Annotated in this window: 18 protein-coding genes; 2 read left to right on the top strand and 16 right to left on the bottom strand. The window is 34.9% G+C overall.

What is annotated here, in order from left to right; all coding sequences use genetic code 11:
* The 16 genes from BBB02_RS05510 to BBB02_RS05435 form a co-directional block, all read right to left on the bottom strand.
* The coding region (locus BBB02_RS05510; protein WP_127464316.1) for a patatin-like phospholipase family protein at positions 1 to 760 on the bottom strand (760 nt) is incomplete at its 3' end.
* Between the two features lie 8 nt (positions 761 to 768).
* Positions 769 to 984 carry a hypothetical protein gene (locus tag BBB02_RS05505; RefSeq protein WP_127464219.1) on the bottom strand — a complete coding sequence of 72 codons (216 nt, stop codon included), beginning with the start codon at positions 982 to 984 and terminating at the stop codon, positions 769 to 771.
* Between the two features lie 67 nt (positions 985 to 1,051).
* Positions 1,052 to 1,585 carry an ankyrin repeat domain-containing protein gene (locus BBB02_RS05500; protein ID WP_006015625.1) on the bottom strand — a complete coding sequence of 178 codons (534 nt, stop codon included), beginning with the start codon at positions 1,583 to 1,585 and terminating at the stop codon, positions 1,052 to 1,054.
* Between the two features lie 52 nt (positions 1,586 to 1,637).
* Positions 1,638 to 2,582, bottom strand: coding sequence for a contractile injection system protein, VgrG/Pvc8 family (locus BBB02_RS05495; RefSeq protein ID WP_006015622.1), 945 nt, complete (start codon positions 2,580 to 2,582; stop codon positions 1,638 to 1,640).
* Positions 2,583 to 2,792 carry a tail protein X gene (locus BBB02_RS05490; protein ID WP_006015620.1) on the bottom strand — a complete coding sequence of 70 codons (210 nt, stop codon included), beginning with the start codon at positions 2,790 to 2,792 and terminating at the stop codon, positions 2,583 to 2,585.
* On the bottom strand, positions 2,789 to 3,136 hold the full coding sequence (locus BBB02_RS05485) for a phage tail protein (protein WP_039950887.1): 348 nt from the start codon (positions 3,134 to 3,136) through the stop codon (positions 2,789 to 2,791). The genes BBB02_RS05490 and BBB02_RS05485 overlap by 4 nt, the downstream gene beginning before the upstream one ends.
* Entirely contained in the window at positions 3,136 to 5,400 is a 2,265-nt protein-coding gene (locus tag BBB02_RS05480) for a phage tail tape measure protein (RefSeq protein ID WP_127464218.1), read from the bottom strand. Before BBB02_RS05480 ends, BBB02_RS05485 begins: the two co-directional genes overlap by 1 nt.
* 109 nt (positions 5,401 to 5,509) lie before the next feature.
* Positions 5,510 to 5,767 (bottom strand): phage tail assembly protein, encoded by a 258-nt coding sequence (locus BBB02_RS05475; protein WP_006015605.1) that lies wholly within the window; start codon positions 5,765 to 5,767, stop codon positions 5,510 to 5,512.
* A 131-nt stretch (positions 5,768 to 5,898) separates the two neighbouring features.
* On the bottom strand, positions 5,899 to 6,786 hold the full coding sequence (locus tag BBB02_RS05470; RefSeq protein ID WP_010405433.1) for an Rpn family recombination-promoting nuclease/putative transposase: 888 nt from the start codon (positions 6,784 to 6,786) through the stop codon (positions 5,899 to 5,901).
* A gap of 95 nt (positions 6,787 to 6,881) precedes the next feature.
* Positions 6,882 to 7,388 carry a phage major tail tube protein gene (locus tag BBB02_RS05465; protein WP_006015599.1) on the bottom strand — a complete coding sequence of 169 codons (507 nt, stop codon included), beginning with the start codon at positions 7,386 to 7,388 and terminating at the stop codon, positions 6,882 to 6,884.
* 15 nt (positions 7,389 to 7,403) lie between these two features.
* Positions 7,404 to 8,579 (bottom strand): phage tail sheath subtilisin-like domain-containing protein, encoded by a 1,176-nt coding sequence (locus tag BBB02_RS05460; protein WP_127464217.1) that lies wholly within the window; start codon positions 8,577 to 8,579, stop codon positions 7,404 to 7,406.
* A gap of 317 nt (positions 8,580 to 8,896) precedes the next feature.
* Positions 8,897 to 10,405, bottom strand: a complete 1,509-nt coding sequence (locus BBB02_RS05455; RefSeq protein ID WP_127464216.1) for a hypothetical protein — start codon at positions 10,403 to 10,405, stop codon at positions 8,897 to 8,899.
* Positions 10,392 to 10,595, bottom strand: coding sequence for a hypothetical protein (locus BBB02_RS05450; RefSeq protein ID WP_127464215.1), 204 nt, complete (start codon positions 10,593 to 10,595; stop codon positions 10,392 to 10,394). Before BBB02_RS05450 ends, BBB02_RS05455 begins: the two co-directional genes overlap by 14 nt.
* Before the next feature lie 4 nt (positions 10,596 to 10,599).
* The gene (locus BBB02_RS05445; protein ID WP_127464214.1) at positions 10,600 to 11,787 is read right to left on the bottom strand and encodes a hypothetical protein; all 1,188 of its coding nucleotides are present in this window, start codon (positions 11,785 to 11,787) and stop codon (positions 10,600 to 10,602) included.
* An 11-nt stretch (positions 11,788 to 11,798) separates the two neighbouring features.
* Positions 11,799 to 13,745, bottom strand: a complete 1,947-nt coding sequence (locus BBB02_RS05440; RefSeq protein ID WP_127464213.1) for a DUF4815 domain-containing protein — start codon at positions 13,743 to 13,745, stop codon at positions 11,799 to 11,801.
* A 16-nt stretch (positions 13,746 to 13,761) separates the two neighbouring features.
* Positions 13,762 to 14,445, bottom strand: coding sequence for a hypothetical protein (locus BBB02_RS05435; protein ID WP_127464212.1), 684 nt, complete (start codon positions 14,443 to 14,445; stop codon positions 13,762 to 13,764).
* 171 nt (positions 14,446 to 14,616) lie between these two features.
* Between BBB02_RS05435 and BBB02_RS06550 the strand changes: the two genes are divergently transcribed.
* On the top strand, positions 14,617 to 15,339 hold the full coding sequence (locus BBB02_RS06550) for a hypothetical protein (RefSeq protein ID WP_245970097.1): 723 nt from the start codon (positions 14,617 to 14,619) through the stop codon (positions 15,337 to 15,339).
* The gene (locus BBB02_RS06545; protein ID WP_245970096.1) at positions 15,252 to 15,866 is read left to right on the top strand and encodes a hypothetical protein; all 615 of its coding nucleotides are present in this window, start codon (positions 15,252 to 15,254) and stop codon (positions 15,864 to 15,866) included. Before BBB02_RS06550 ends, BBB02_RS06545 begins: the two co-directional genes overlap by 88 nt.
* The last annotated feature ends 103 nt before the right edge of the window (positions 15,867 to 15,969 follow it).

Genomic DNA, 15,969 nt, shown 5'->3' with positions numbered 1-15,969 from the left:
CGTCTATTACTTGTTCTAGTTGATAATCAACGCAATCCAATCCAGAGGCAAACATCACATTCAGTAGTGGCTTGATCCACCCTATTTTGCCAAATTTCCTTGAGTTAGCATACTTTATACTTCTATCTGTTCCACCAGTGCCTATTGATAGCAGTATAATCTCATCATTTGGAAATAACCTCTTACCACTTGCATATGCACAAGCCGCTGGATTATTAGCAAACACTCCACCATCTATCAATACTCTCTCTGTTTGGCTAATTTTCAGACGTTTTGGTGTGAAGTACGTTGGAGCAGCTGTTGTAGCTCTGAGTGCATCTTTCAACTTAATGTTTTTTTCTTTCCAACTTTTGAAGAAAAATTCACAACTATTGTGAATGTCATAACTGGTGAGTAGTAGATTACTCGCAACATCGGCCATAGTACTTTCACCAAAGTATTTGTTGAGAATAAATTCCATATTTCTATATGAGTACTGAGAACCACTCAGCCAAGAAGCAATTGATTTTCTCCAAAATGATGATTGAAAGATATATGCTCCATACTCTTGATAAAGTTCAACCAAATCATTGGCAGAGTATTGAAGTTTATTGCTTTTACAAAGTCCAGCAACAATAATCCCACCGGTTGAGGTTCCTGCCATTAAATCAAAAATCTGGGAAATTGGCTTTTTTGTCCTAGATTCAATTTCTGCTAGAATAATGGCAGGTATTATCCCTCTGATTCCACCTCCATCAACGGATAAAATGTATTTTACCACTGTGAAATTTATTTGTGTTTTTGCTCAAGCTCATTAACTTCTTCAATGAGGTTTTTTACCCGCTCCTCAAGTCGATAGACTATTTCGATTAGTTCTTGGTTTTTTTCTACAAATTTATCATGGATATGTACACGTAGGTCGAGTTTTGCCAACCACCAGATTAACCCTACAGTCTGTACAACTATTGTTATTATTACCGCTATTGGGATTTTTTGCTTTTTCATGTGAAAATATTAACTTATTATGGATAGTTTTGGAAATTTATATATAGATTATAGAAAACTTACAGCTTTAGTGATTTCTTTCTATTGATTTGTATCGATCCTCTGCTTCTGCAAGTAGCTTAATGATTTCATCATAAGGTTTGTCCTTATTATGCCGTGATCTTAATACAGCAATTTTCCTTGGTGTTTTTCCATCTGTATCTCTAATGGTAGGGTCTGAACCTTTGTCTAATAAAAATCTAATTATCTCCAATTTGCCTTCATATGTAGCTGCATGTAAAGGTGTCCATCTTTCATATTTCGTAGCATTTATATCAACTCCTTTTTCTACTAGGAATTTTACAACCTCTGCACATCCCTCTTCTGCAGCATAATGTAGTGCTGTTAATTTAGGGATCTGCACATTAATATCTAATAGATTTTCTACTAAGAATTTTACAGTCTCTAAGTTACAATTTTGAGAAGCAATGCGTAATATCGTTTTATAATTATCTGCAGCCTTTGCCTTCATGTAGGAATAGGTAGCAATAATACATACTATTACTGTTATAAGCCACCAAAAATGCAGCTTGTTTTTTGTATCTTGACCCAATTTATCCATATTCAACATCTTTTTAATATTAAATAGATCATTTACTCATTTTTTATTAACATTACTTACTCAAAGATGCTGACAACATAGTAAGGTAACCTGAGCTATTTAAAGTATGCTCCGCTCTATTAACTATCCATTCACCATCTACCGCTTGGTTAAAGTCTATAAGATTAAGTTTAGCTTCTGCAAAAATTTGAGGATTACCAGGCATAGTTATATCTAAAGCTTCATTGTTACGCTTCAATTGTTTCAACTTGGCATTTGCTGCACTCAGCGCTGACTCTGCATTAGAGTAAAGTTCCAGCATAATATAACTTGGCTCGCTACTACCAACTGTTTCTTTAATAGTTTCGCCCTTTTCATAGCTATGCCACTTTGCCACTACTGAATTATACTTATCACGTACGGTAAAATGTACTTTCCAGTTAATTGTATCTTGAGGTCTAATAGTCGTTGTTCCTAAAGCTTTTCCTGTGGCTGATTTTGCCATATTCTTTGAAATAAACAATATATACCCACCAGCTAATTTTGCCATTGCTTCACGCTCTGTTGCGATCTTTGTTAACAGACTTATATCACTTTCATCTGCCTGATTAATATGGGGTATCAATACACTCTTAAATTCCTTAGCGACTTTGTATCCATATCCATGTTTTTGGGCTATTTCTTTTACTAAGTTTTCTATGGTAATTTGGCGCCATTCTTTTGATACTTTTGCCTTCAAAGATATTCTTAAATTTGTTGCATGAGCTTTGATTAGTAGAGTCTTAGGTGGACCCTGTATAGTCACTTCGTTGACTGTATATATACCCATTGGAAAGATTCCAAATTCCTTATAACCTAGTGCTATGTTCAATTCATTCGGAATATCTATGTCTTCATCCCTGTAATTAACACACACTTCAACTACATCATCTATTATTCCTGATTCATCTGTAAGGTGCAATGATATAACTCTATCTTTAATTGATTCACATTTATCTATTATAAAATCTGGCTGCATTTATTCCCAGACCTTTAATTTTGACTTTTGTACTATTTTCTTAATAGTAGGAAGCTTTATCTTTAATCCTGCAGGCAAAAAGCTTCCGTATTCTGCCAAACCTAAGTTCTCTGCTAGTACTAATTCCACTACTCCATCAGTAAATCCGTAATGTTTCCAGCAAATCAGATCTAACATCTCATTTTCTTTACTCACATAGTATACAGTCATCTATAGCTTTTTAAACTCAAACTAAATTCAACTTTTCTTGGTAGTCCATTAGGTAAAAAATACATCTGCTTTTCTTCTAACCTAGTAATTACGAATTGTCCTAAAATATTACCTAAACTATCTACTAAAATATGTGGTTTTTCAGCTTCTTTCACACTCTTTAATTGATTTAGCCCGTTGAGATTATGCAGATAAATCATTCCTTCTAAATCTATATTTTCTACACCTTGACCGATATTTTGTAATAGTGGCATATTTTCAATACACTCAATCGTGCTCCAACGATTTTCTTTGCTATACTTTAAACTTGTGGGAGCAAACTTATACGGACCAAGAGATAGCATCAATAAAATGTCTCTACCGTATCAAATAAAACATCACGTGACTTTTCTCTTATCCTTTTTATTACTTCATCTGCAAGACTACGAACATCTTGGTTAGGTTCTGCTTTAATGCTGATAGTGTAATTATTAGTGATGTTCTGAGTTTTATTTTGTTCTTTATTTTCAAACTTACTCCTTGCAAATATCTTATCGCTCTCTGTCTCCTCAATAAGGCTTTTGACTCTGAAGCTATTTTTATTTCTCTTTGAAAATTCTTTAATTATACTGTTACCTAGCACAGGATTTCCACTGTTGAGAATATTACTCTTTATGGTAGTATGGACTGCTTTTATTTCAGTTTTTCTTTTTTCAAATTCTTTCAGTGGGCTATTTTCCAATACTTTTCCAAATACACTTTCCCCTATCCATGAAAAAGCTTTTCCTATAGGTTCAATGAGTGATTTCCACAAGCTAGAGAAAAAGTCTTTCACCTTTTGCCAGTTAGCTATAACAAGAGCTGCACCAGTAACAAGTCCAGCAACTAAAAGTCCTATAGGGTTAACGAGTGTTATTGCTCTTAGTCCTGTTACTACTGCAGGAAAAACTGTAGCTGATAAAAATGAAAATACTCCAAGTAGGTTTGCTTTCAGACTAAAAATCGTACTTCCTAGCAATGTAAATCCGTATCCTAGTCCTACTGCTACAATTTTTAAACTTATCAAGGATGCTACAGTACCCATGATCGCCGTGGTTAAAGTTGGATATTTTTCTGCAAACTCTGCTATATATCTAGTTTTTTCTTGTAAAAATTCAGCTATAGATTTTAAAGTAGGCAACATCACTGAGCCCAGGTTCATACCAACTTCAGCTATTGCATTTCGAAGAAGTCGTAATTTATTAGCTGTAGTGTCTGCACGATTTTTGAATTCTTCTTGTAGAGAGCTCTTGTACTTTTCTGTATTAGCCAATAACTTTATTGCATCCTCATACTTATTAAAACTTCCAGCTAATAATGCAATATCATCTTGATATTCCTGACCGAAAAGTTTCATAAGGATTGTAGAACGTTCCTGGTTATCCATTTTCTTTAGAGTTTGAAAAAAATAGAGTAATGCTTCTTCGCCGTTTTCGCTTATTCTTTGTACTATTTCTTCTGCAGTTATTCCCATTTGCTCTAATGCTGCTTTAAAATCCCCTCCTTGTTCTTCAGCAGTCTGAAGTTTACTAAGTAGAGCATTTATAGCAGTTGCAGCTTTTTCAGGTGTTTTACCTAAGCTAATGAAAGCATTTGCTAAACTACTTGTTTTCTCGATATCCAAACCAAACTGCTTTGCAGTACCACCAACTATTGCTAGAGTTTCAACCATATCTCTTGCTTTAGCAGCAGTGTTATCTGATAAGTGGTTGATCACATTACCAACATGTTCCATTTTACTAACATCAATGCCATAAACGTTAGAGAGTTTAGCTATAGAATCACCTGCTTGCTCTGCAGACATATCAAATGCTGTAGACATTTTTGCCACTGTTTCTGTAAACATAAAAAGATCTTCTTTCTTGATACCAAGTTGACCACCACTTGCAGCTATTTGTGCCAGTTCTGCGGCTGATAATGGTATAGTGCGTGACATCTCTTTTAACTTCTTTGCAAATTTAGTTGCTTCATCCGTTCCTTTTTTAAAATCTACCACTTTTGTAACATCAGCCATAGCACTTTCAAAGTCAATCGCAACTTTAACTGGAGCTGCAAGCGTTAGCCCTAGCCCAATAGTCTCTATAATTTGTGACTTAAAATGTGCTTTGCTTGCTAAAAAACTTTGGTGACTACGTATTGCAGACCCAAGCTTACCATACTTACCTTTTAGCACTTCAATAGAAGAACCAAGTTTATATTGATCACTTACTAATGACTTAATATTTCTTCCACTTTTCCTTACTTCTTCATTAAATGAATGCAAAGCATCTCTCTTTTTCAAATATGCTTCTTTTGCTTTTGTTGCAGAAAACTTAGCTTTATCAAATTCAGCTTTTAAAGTTTTGCTCGGTTTCTCTATTGCTTTCATTTGTTTAGCTAAAGATTTTACTTGATCTTCAAAGCCCTTCCACGACCTCCTGCTAGTCAAAACATCACTACCCAACTGCTTAAATTTTGATACTGATTTTAAAGATGAGTCAAGCTTTCTTATGTTCTCACCAAGATGAGTAAGTTGACTACTACTGCCCTTTATTACAGTATTAAAACTGCCATCAAGTACTGCACCTATTTTTATCGATAATACTGACATTTGAACTCCCTAGCTAATTTGCTCCATAAAATAAATTCACTAATCTCCATATCAAGTATTTGTTCAACTCCGCCTCCTACAACAGAGCTGAACATTAATACTTCTGACCTCAAGTTCTTTGAATAACTGGTGAAAAAAAATCCTTGAGCACCTCTTGTACTTTAACATAATCAGCAATATCTAACTCCTCAATTGATTCTTTTGCCACTGATGTTAAGTTCGCTGTCAGAGTGACTTCTTTACTTAGATCACTACCATTTAAGCGTTCAATTGCAAGATAATCTCTAACTTTTGGACGTCTAACGGTAAGTTCTGAGACAGAAATTCCATCAACTGTAATTGGGTTATTAAGTGTTATAGCTTGCATGTTCCTCCTTAAAAATTAATTAAATAAAAGTCTGCTTGGCTTTTACATAACTAATTTTTTTTACTATAGTTTTTGTGTTTGATTAACGACCCTTTATACTAAATTTCTCAATATAAAAATGATAATAGGGTTTATTTTTCCTCAACTTGGATTAATTCTTGAACTTCATCGACAGAAAGACCTGTACACTTGACAATAGTGCTAATATCAACATTATTAGTCAACATCGCTTTTGCAACTTCAATCTTTCCTTCAATCTTTCCTTCAATCTTTCCTTCTTTTTTGGCATCATCAAGTTTTTGAGCAAGAGCAGCCTGCTCATCACGAATACGCTTGACCTCTTGTTCGTAGGCTATAAATTCTTTTTCTGACCAGTTGAACCTATTTAGCTCTTCATAAGCTTTTTTGATTATTACGTCACTTCCTATTATCCTTTCCAGCTCTTCTTCACCTGTTTCGTCAGCGTACTTAAAAAAATATACCCACTTCTCAACTATATTTGAAAGCTGATCTTCTTTAGTTTTGGGAAATTTAGGCAATTCAATAAATACAAAGTAAAAATCTTTTAGATCATGTTCATTAGTATCTTCATCGCGAATAGTGTGCTTTGATCTATACTCAGACTTATCAGGAAACAGTATACAATCTGCTATAGCAATAAAAATAATTTCCTTAAGATCATGGTATTGATCACCCTTGTCAGCTTGTCTTGAATAGGCTTTAGCAGCATAGTACTGAGCTCGTTTTTCAAAGCCTTTGGTTTTAGCGACCTGCATCTCAATTATCCATTGCACTCCTGTTGAATCTCTACATAGCACGTCAACAATACTTTGCTTTTTAGAGGCAATCTCAGGATCTTGAATAGTACTTAAGAACTCTATATCCTGTATTGCATTTTTGCCAGTAAAATTCAAAATATCATTGAGGAAGTGAATGAGGATGTCTTTATTCTTTTCTGTACCAAAGATACGACGAAATGCTATATCATTTTTAGGATCGAGAAATTTAGATAAAGCCATAGCAAAAATGCCTAAAAAACGTTAATAATTATACAGTATTATTAGTAATTTTTCAATAAAAAAGTGGTTGTATAAAAAGGCATCCATCTATTCCATTAAATCCCTAAAATCGTTTGCAGCAAGGCCATTTGATCAACACCATTTATCTTTCTCATCATATTTTCAGCATCGATTTCTATCAGCTCATTGCCACTTATCGTAAGTTTATAGTAATGGGCAGCTACCGTGCATTTGAGAGTGGCTTTTTCAGCAGGTTTCCAGCTACCAAAATCAAATTCCTTGAATATGCCCCTAAGGTTGATAATTACTCCTTCAATATCATTGTTTCCGCTGCCTTGTAATCCTCCTCTTAGCGTCAAAGATACCGAATTTCCATTTATCAACCCAAATAGCCGAAAGAGCTCTGTATCGTATTCAGAAAAAGTGAAATCTGCTTCAAGTTTCTCCATCCCCATATCTATATTTACTGGAATATCCATACCACCAGCTCTATATTCCTCAGTTTTAATGGTGAGCTTCGGCAAGGTTATCTCATCTATTTTTCCTGCATAACCACGACCATCTACGAATACATTAAAATTCTTTAAAATCTTCGGTAACATCTCTTTCTCCCATTTTTATAATATTGTACCACTCACAAGATGTGACCTGAAAGTAATCTGTTCTGCTGGATATGGCGGTGTAAACTCAAAATCAAAAAACACTTTTCCACTTGCAATGTTTGCCGGCGTATTGAGTTCTGGTGTTGCATAACATTTTCCGCTGATAATTGCCCCCTGTGCTTTCAGATGCGCAAGATAAGAATTCACCCCCTCAATTACATCATCTATATAAGTTTTGGTAATATTGCGATCAACTGCCCATAGATGAGCTCGAAGTAAACTATCATTGATTAAATCTGCAGTACGCCTCACTGACAGAAAAGCCCATTTCGAGTCATTTGAACATGTTCTATTTCCCCAAAGCCTATAGCCATTTTGATGAATTATCGTTGTTACTTCATTTTCATTTAAGTGGTTTGCTCTACAATTTGTATTACCGAGCGTAAAATCAATAGGCCTGCTTGTTCCAACAATACCGTTTATTTCTTTATTTGAAGGTGAGTGCCAGAATCCTTGTTCGCTATCTACTTTCGCTATTAAACCAGCTACAAACGGGCTTGCTGGCAAAATTTCTTCTTCAATAAGTACCTTAACCCAAGGATCAATAATATAAACTCTTGAGCTACCTACACTTTTTCTCCACTTGATTGCTTCTTCATCATTAGTATTTGGTCCATCTGCAACAATAATTGCTCTTAATTTTTCTGCTATAGGAATTAATGCTGAAACCACTGAATTTTTGCCATCTTCTGGTAGTTGGTGAGTAAATTGAGGTGCAATTAATATTCTTGGAGCAATATGAACTATGCTTTCACTACTGAGGAATGCCTCTATCCCTTGATACTCTCCAGTCTCTTTATCAACACCGCCAATTATATTTTGGATAGTTTCACTTTCTTTGAGCTTTGAATCGCTGTTTTCACTTTCTTTAACTCGAATAACTACTACTGTTGCACCAATTTGGGAAAATATTCCATTTATTGCAGAAGGTAAACTGCCACTCTTTCCAAGCTTTGCTGCTTCTTTTAAGCTTCCTGCAATTAACACTGGTTTATTTAGCGGAAATTTTTGCTCATCAGCTTCAGATGCAGTACCAATTACACCTATCACTGATGATTTAGCTGTATGCACTGATCTTGTCCCTGAGGTAACCTCAATAACATTTACCCCATGTAAAAATTGTTCTGTCATAGCTATTATAAACTTTCTAAAGAATTCTTCACTTGCTTTTTAAAATTGTTAAGAAAACTCTTTGATTTTCTTTTGATTACTACTTTTTAAGATTTAGTATATTTATTAAAATAAAGACAAAAACTAGAAAATATAGAAAACTACGCATTTTGTAATAAGTCTTCTTGAATATTCTTTTCACTTCGTTTAATACTCTTTTGTTAAATAGTAACTTTTTTTACCAATAAAAATTCTTTGGTGCCTATGGCTTGTTTTTAAGCTCTAATATCTTACGTAGTGAAAGATACAAGTATTTTGGTTTCAACTTATATATTTTTTTAATGCCAAAGTTTATATGTTGCATCTAACCCTGGACATTGCCACGCTCTTAATGTCCTTTCTACATCTATTTCAAGTCCTGTAGTCAGAAAATTGCTGCGAAAGTTATATATTCCCCACTGAATAAATTGACCATAGATTGTGCTATACGTATGCTCACTTTCAAAGAACTCAGGTGTCTCACCAACTCTTTCACCTCCTGAGTGAAGATTGGATGACGTATAAAGTAACACTGTAACAGTTTTTCCTGCTGGAATGATTATGTTACCTGATGCAATAAATTCAGGACTGTTAATTTCATGCTGGTAAATACGTGCCCAAGTAATTCTCGAAATCTCTGACTTCCTTGTATTAGTTTTATCAGGTGTACCTATAAATAATCCTGCTCCTCCATAATTAACTTCATCTTTATACCACATTGCAGATCCAACAAAGTTTAGAGTTTTACTTATATCTACATTGCTTGTGTTTTTTACGAATATTACTCCCAATGCAGCACAAGGGTATTTCAGCATATTGAATTGCTCAGAAAATCCATCATACATGAATCTTGGGTATGATTCTCCATAGATAAATGTACCTTTGCTTCCCTCTAAAAAGCACAATTGTCTTGGCAGATAAAAACTAACATAGCTTGTATCATATGTGTGAGTACCTGCTAGTAGTTGTAGCATATAGTCTGTTTTTGTTATATCACTACTCCACTGACCAAGCTCAGTTGTAAAAGTTCCGTGACCAAAGTAATTATTTTTTCTACTTAGTACACCAAATAAAAAAGGTAATGCTCCAGGTTCAATCATGTGACGATTTCTTACTTCTTTCATGATTGATGAGCCGCTTGGTACATCATTTATAGAGTTAAGCTTAGTTGTTAGTTGATTTTCTCTGCTCCTTATCTCCCTCATAATCGATGAACCGCTTGGCACATCATTAACAGTACGGAAGTTATTCACTAAACCTTTTAGACCATCTTTATGATCATTGCCAACACTATTTATTGCTGCAATATTGGCATTCTTTCTCGTATCAAGTAGCGATATATGTGAATCTGATGATGCTTTTAAAGTATTTAAGGAATTATCCCTAAGCTTGTTGATTTCATTAACAGACTCTGTTTTTACTGCAGTTATGGACGATATTGAGTTTGTTTTATTGCTGTTTATGTCACTTAAGTGTTTTTTTGCACTATCAAGAAGTTCTTTTAGCTTACCATCTGTCATCTGCACAATTTCAGACACTGCACTCTTATCTACTATTGATTCCAATGCCTTAGCAAGATATGCAAGCTGATCTGGTGTGCTGTTTGCTACTAAATCCTTAAGCCTTCCTTGCAGCGCATCAATTATTTCTTTTACTTTAGTCATTTGCGCAATATCAGAAATAGCTTTTTTACCTATCATCGATTCTAATGATTTAGCAAGGTACGCTAATTGATCAGGTGTGCTATTTGCTGCTAAATCTTTAATTCTTTGATGCAATGCATCTATGGCTTCGTTAGCAATGGTCATTCCAAAAATTCAAAAAAGTCTCAAAATTCAGTCGTTCAAATGCTTTTTTAAGCTGATTGTGCTCATTTTCTCTTTTAGCGATATCTTCATCTATTTTCTTAATTGTGGTACGGATACGAACAACATCTTCCACCGCAATATTCTCTGGATGAGGTAGTGAATATCCTCTGCTTGTTTTATCATCTGACATTCTTCTATGTGACAATGATTCGTAGATTTTTGACTTTAGGACGATAGACAACCGTTCCACTTAAAACCAATTTTATCCTTGTATCATTACCATTAAAATTTGATAGCACATGAGTTCTCTCTACCCAATTTTCTCCAATTGGTTTTCCTGATGTTAAATTTACTAATTGCCAATCCACATTTTTTTGCACATATGCTTTTACGTCTGCAGTGCCAGGTATCAGCGCATCATATGTTATGGTAATCTTAGTGTTAGCTCCTGCTGTAATGCTTCTCGTTACATAATCTCCGGACTCTGAAAGATTACCCAGAACTAGCTGTAACCCAGGATAGAGAACAGGACTTTTTTCTCGCCCTCCTTTTAGGCTTGCTTTTACCGTTAGCTCTCCAGATAATCTTTCACGCAGTGCGAGCGGCAAATTATCAGACAAAAAATTTTCTTTTCCTTCTTCATCTGTTAAAATAAATTCCACATTGGTATCAAATGCTACTTTTTCGACGTTCGTCAAAACAATTAAATCTGATACGTTATTTGCAGTAACCTTGCCAAGATCAATAATGTGAGAAACTTCGCTAAATTTTGCAGCCAAAAGCCGAAACGTTAAATCTAAGTTCTGATGTGGTGTCCAAGTACTTGCATTGCTTGATGAAAGTAATACTCCTACTTGATATGGCTGACTTGTTACCCACCTACTATTTACTGCATCATACTTGCCAAGTTCTGCTATTTTAACTGTTGTCTCTGAATCATCAGTAAGCAGTACTATTGCATACTCCTCTCCTGCATGGCAAAACACTGGTGACCACTCTATACGTGTTGCTGTGCCATCTATCTTTATATCTTTTGGCTCAATATAGCTTTCAGCAATGACAGTTTGCGAGGGCACTCCCACTGCTGTTTCTCTAATCTGCACAACAACACGTTTTTTGCCGTTATTTACAAACCATAAATCTAGACCTCCTATGTGTCTGCTCTCATTTAAAGTAAATGTTTGCGCTAAAGGATCAACTCTTCTTGCTGCGATCACTCTTCTTCTTTCTTCTATAGTAATAGTTTTTTTACCAGTATAAGTTGCCTCTCCATAGCTTCCTTTATCCCCATAAAATTGTACTAATTTAGTACCTGCTGGAATGTTTGCTGGTACTTTCACCTTTCCCTTTAATTTTCCCTGGTTGTTAGCTCTTTTTTCCACTTTTTTTTCCTCTATGCCATAGGTATAATAGAAATGCCATCAAATTTTATTTCCTTAAGCTTTTCATCTGGCTCAAAACCTTCAATTTCAAAATCTTGTACTGCTTCTCTCATAAATTCAGCTTCATAAGAATTACTTGACAATAGCTCTGTCGTTTCTTTAACATTAAATACTCTTGTTACTGGACTTTTCCAATTTGTTTTTACCTCCGTCCAGTGATCTATATTTTTATTTAGAGTAATTTGCGCCGGGACTGGATCAAAAGCTTGATATGGATTGATCTTTTCTCCTTTGGTCTGTAAAAGCTGTTCCAGTACCGGTTCAAGTTCATACGGCAACAAATAAGTTTTTTCTCCTCCATCAATATCAGCAATCGTTACATCTATTGGTAAAATTAATTCCTTGTTTACTATCGCTGCAGACTGCGAAATTCCTTGATCACGCATATCATCATCAAAGAACGAATCAACAAATACTCCTTTTTTGGTAGTAGGTTCTCTTGAATTTGCATCATTGCGTAGACGTTCCTCTGCAACCAGCGCATAAAGATCATTTATTCCTTTTTTCATTGCTTCAAGCTCATTCATCGGTACAGCATGAATAGCATTATTCACTATTTTTACCCCTTCGTTTTCTCCTTTTTCCCACGTCTGATGAATGTAGCAGAGCAAAAGTTGTCCTCTAGGCGCTCTAGGCATTGATGGTCGCCAAGGGTGAGCTATACCTTTTATTCTCCTTACCACTCCTTTGCTATCGATAGTAATTAAATCATAGCGGGGCATTTTCCAGGTGTAATCAATCAAAACCAAGCTGTTATCAACTGCTCCTTTTACTTTGCATCCCTGTTCACTTATATCTTCAGGACTTACATGAGTACGACAGCGGTAAGTTATTTGATAACTACTTCCAGGAGCTGGTTCTTTACCTGGTAATGACCAATCAACGTTTCCTGCATTTAACTTATAGTCTATACTATTTTCATAAATAACATTGCCTTGTTTAATTTGAATAATCTCAAGTACCGCAGAGTCAGGTATTGGATCAACAGCTCCTGAGTATGAACCGTGAGTAATGGTAATGGTTTTTTGAACAGTTATATCTACTTTTTTAATTTCACTTATTGGAAAATCATTAACCTTCAGTTCCATTACTCTTTGGCTATTTGGCTGAAAAGTATGTGGTTCTGATTCAACTGACTTTATATCCGGATCTTCATCAAAAGAAACACGAATACTGTGAGGAAGTTCAATCTCATAGCCATCAACATGAGCTTTACCCTCATTAATCACAAATATTTCTTTTTTACCTTTTTTTACCCCTTCTTCTCCCTTTTCTTCTTTGTGGAGGAACATCACTTCAAGACCATTTACGACGTAGGAACCATTTGCTTCTTTATCATAACGAGCAAGAGCAGTAGTTACTATGTTTGCTTGTGGTGGCGGTGAATGTTCTATCAATACTCCATTTTCAATATTGTAAATTGGATAAAATTCGCCATTTGTAGAGTTAACAGTAACACTTTCTACTTGGTATCCCCAAATGATGGAAACTTTAAGCCTTGCTGCGCCTACTTCCTGATAATTTCTTGTACCAACTGCAGGATCACGAAGATTTGCGTCCTCAAGTTCTGTAATCGTAGATTCTAGATAATAAACACCTATGCGAACTGTGGTACTCAGTGGAATAACAAACTCTTCTTTTTCGACTTTTCTAACTGCACCGCGCAGATAGATTTTTCCTCCTTCAAGTGTAACTTTTTCCCCATCTATAATACAATTGCTTCCTGTTATAACATCACCATCACGAAATATTGCATCGCCTATGCCTTTAAGCTTAGAGAGAGCATACTCCTGAGTCTCGTTTAATTCTGCAGATTGCAAACCTCTTCCAGCAAGAAACAAGCTTTTTTCGTATTCTTTGTCAGGATTAAAGCGGTTATAATAGGCGTTTAAAGTCATTTTATGCTAGAAAAATTCAAAAAGTTACAACAAATGAAAAAGTTTCCCGAGTTGCAGCAGTTCTGATAAGTGGTACTGTATGTTCAAGCACCAACAAAATCCCAGGATTTTCCACGTCTTTTGGCTCAAAATATCTCTGTCCTTCAGGTAATCCTTCTTTTATTTTAGTACCAACCATAACCCCAAGCTCCCTGATAACTTGATTTGCTGCGTCCGTGAAATCGAAAGTAAATTTGAGATAGAGATTATTAGTTGGTACATTTGAGGGCTTAAACCTTCCAGAAGGAGTTACAAGTTCTCCATTCTCATCACCTGTGCAAAAGAGAACCTCATTTGCAGTACGTCTGCCAAGCTCATTGAGCAGTTTTTCAGAAGTTATCAGCTCTGGTGGTGTGCTTTCACTATATTCTACAGTAACTGCACTATTTGCCCTGATAGAGCTATTTTCCGTACGTTTTATTACACCAGTACTGCTATCAACTGTATAGTCAACACTTGACTGATAAGTTGTTTGTCCTGTAAAAACCCTTACATCTTTAATAGTGTGGTGATCTAGAGCTATTTCACCCTCAATAAAAACTTTTTCGACCTGATGGCTACTTTCCCAATTTGCATCACCACTGCCCCAAGCAAGATGTATTGGTTGCTCTTTTATGCTTGCTGCTATTGCTGCTCTTCCTGACTCTGTGAGTATTGACATTTCCCTTTTTACGCAGACCTATTACTTAATATATACATTTTTCATTGTTGTATGTTTAAGTGAAAGAAAAATATTTTTATCGATTTGTTTTCTTAAATCTTTGTTATAATTTTTACCGTTGACTAGTTTTTGAATTATGTTAAATGTAGCGTATTATATTACACATAATATATGGTTAATCTTTATCCTAGTAGAGAATTCTGGGAGAGTAGTTTGGAAATGCCAGTAGATCATTGGCTGCCTAGCTTTCAAGATGAAGAAATACGTAAAAATTGGCTTAATTCTCTTTCAGGTAGACAACTAAATGTTATTTTTCAGTATTCCTTTACACATAAGCAAAATGGCCAATTGTTTGAATTTCATAAACATGATGATATTTCAGTTCAAGAACAACGCAAAATGCTTATAGGTTGCTCAGACTCTTTGTTCAGCTATTATCTACTTAGCCACTTCAACCATTCTAAACTTGAGTCTGCTGTTGTTGAAGTAGCAAGGTCTATTTTGACTGAAGAGTTGATCATAAACTTTTTATGTAAAAATAACAAACATGATAAAAAATCCTTAATTTTTGTTTTATTTCATAGTGACCCAGAATTAATCAAATGTGTTTACCACTTTGATAAAGTACAAAAGAGAGGATTTTCATCTTTTATTTTACAAAATTCACCAAGGCAGATGAAAATTCCATTTAAAAACTTTATATCAAAAGAAGTTACTCACCGATTACTACAAGAATACGATGCTGAAAAAGATGATGGCTTTGAAACTCAACTACAAGGGTTTTTCTATCACCAAAACGTATATATGTGTTTATACGTCGAGCTAGCGATAAGGACCTACTCTTCAATTCAAATCGTATTATCCATGGATATAGACCAAGTTGGATTATTCTAGATTTTTCACTTCATGGTAATCAAGTAAATCTGTGTGCTAAGAATTTTAATGAAAGCCTAAAAATAGCAAATAGTATCGTAAGTAATTATTTTGAATGTGAATGCTTATTTATCGACATGAAAGACCAGAATTGTACACTTCTTGTTGCAACATTCTTGAAATCTTCCATAGAAGGTACTGATCCTAATATTTGTCTATTTGAGGTAAAATTTCGTTCAACTCAGCTCAAGAAAGACACGTACTTAGTTGTAGTTACTAATCCAGTTAACTCAATTGCTCGAGAGTTACAAATGCTAAAACTAACAATTGAGCAAGATAATTCACTTGTTGAATCTATTCGTATTGTATTTCAAGAAAAGAAAGTAACTCTGTTCTTTAAAAGAAATGAACATTATACTATTATTTATTACTCAGAGCACATACTTAATAAAAAAGAGCGTGAAGATTTTAAATCATTAATGAAAGAAACCTATGGACTTACAATCCTACCAAAAGCAAGCTGTTGCAGATATTCTGAGATCTCGTGACTCTTGGATTGATCCTAGTAAAGCTTATTTAGAAACTGCATTGTGGTTGTCTGACCTCAGCTTTATTAAGCTAAAAGAAGTTGATTTTGTTATTTGTTCCCGC

The organism is Wolbachia endosymbiont of Bemisia tabaci, from assembly GCF_003999585.1.
Taxonomy (GTDB): domain Bacteria; phylum Pseudomonadota; class Alphaproteobacteria; order Rickettsiales; family Anaplasmataceae; genus Wolbachia.
Note: the sequence above shows the minus strand (reverse complement) of the source record. Positions and strands in the feature narration are given on the sequence as shown.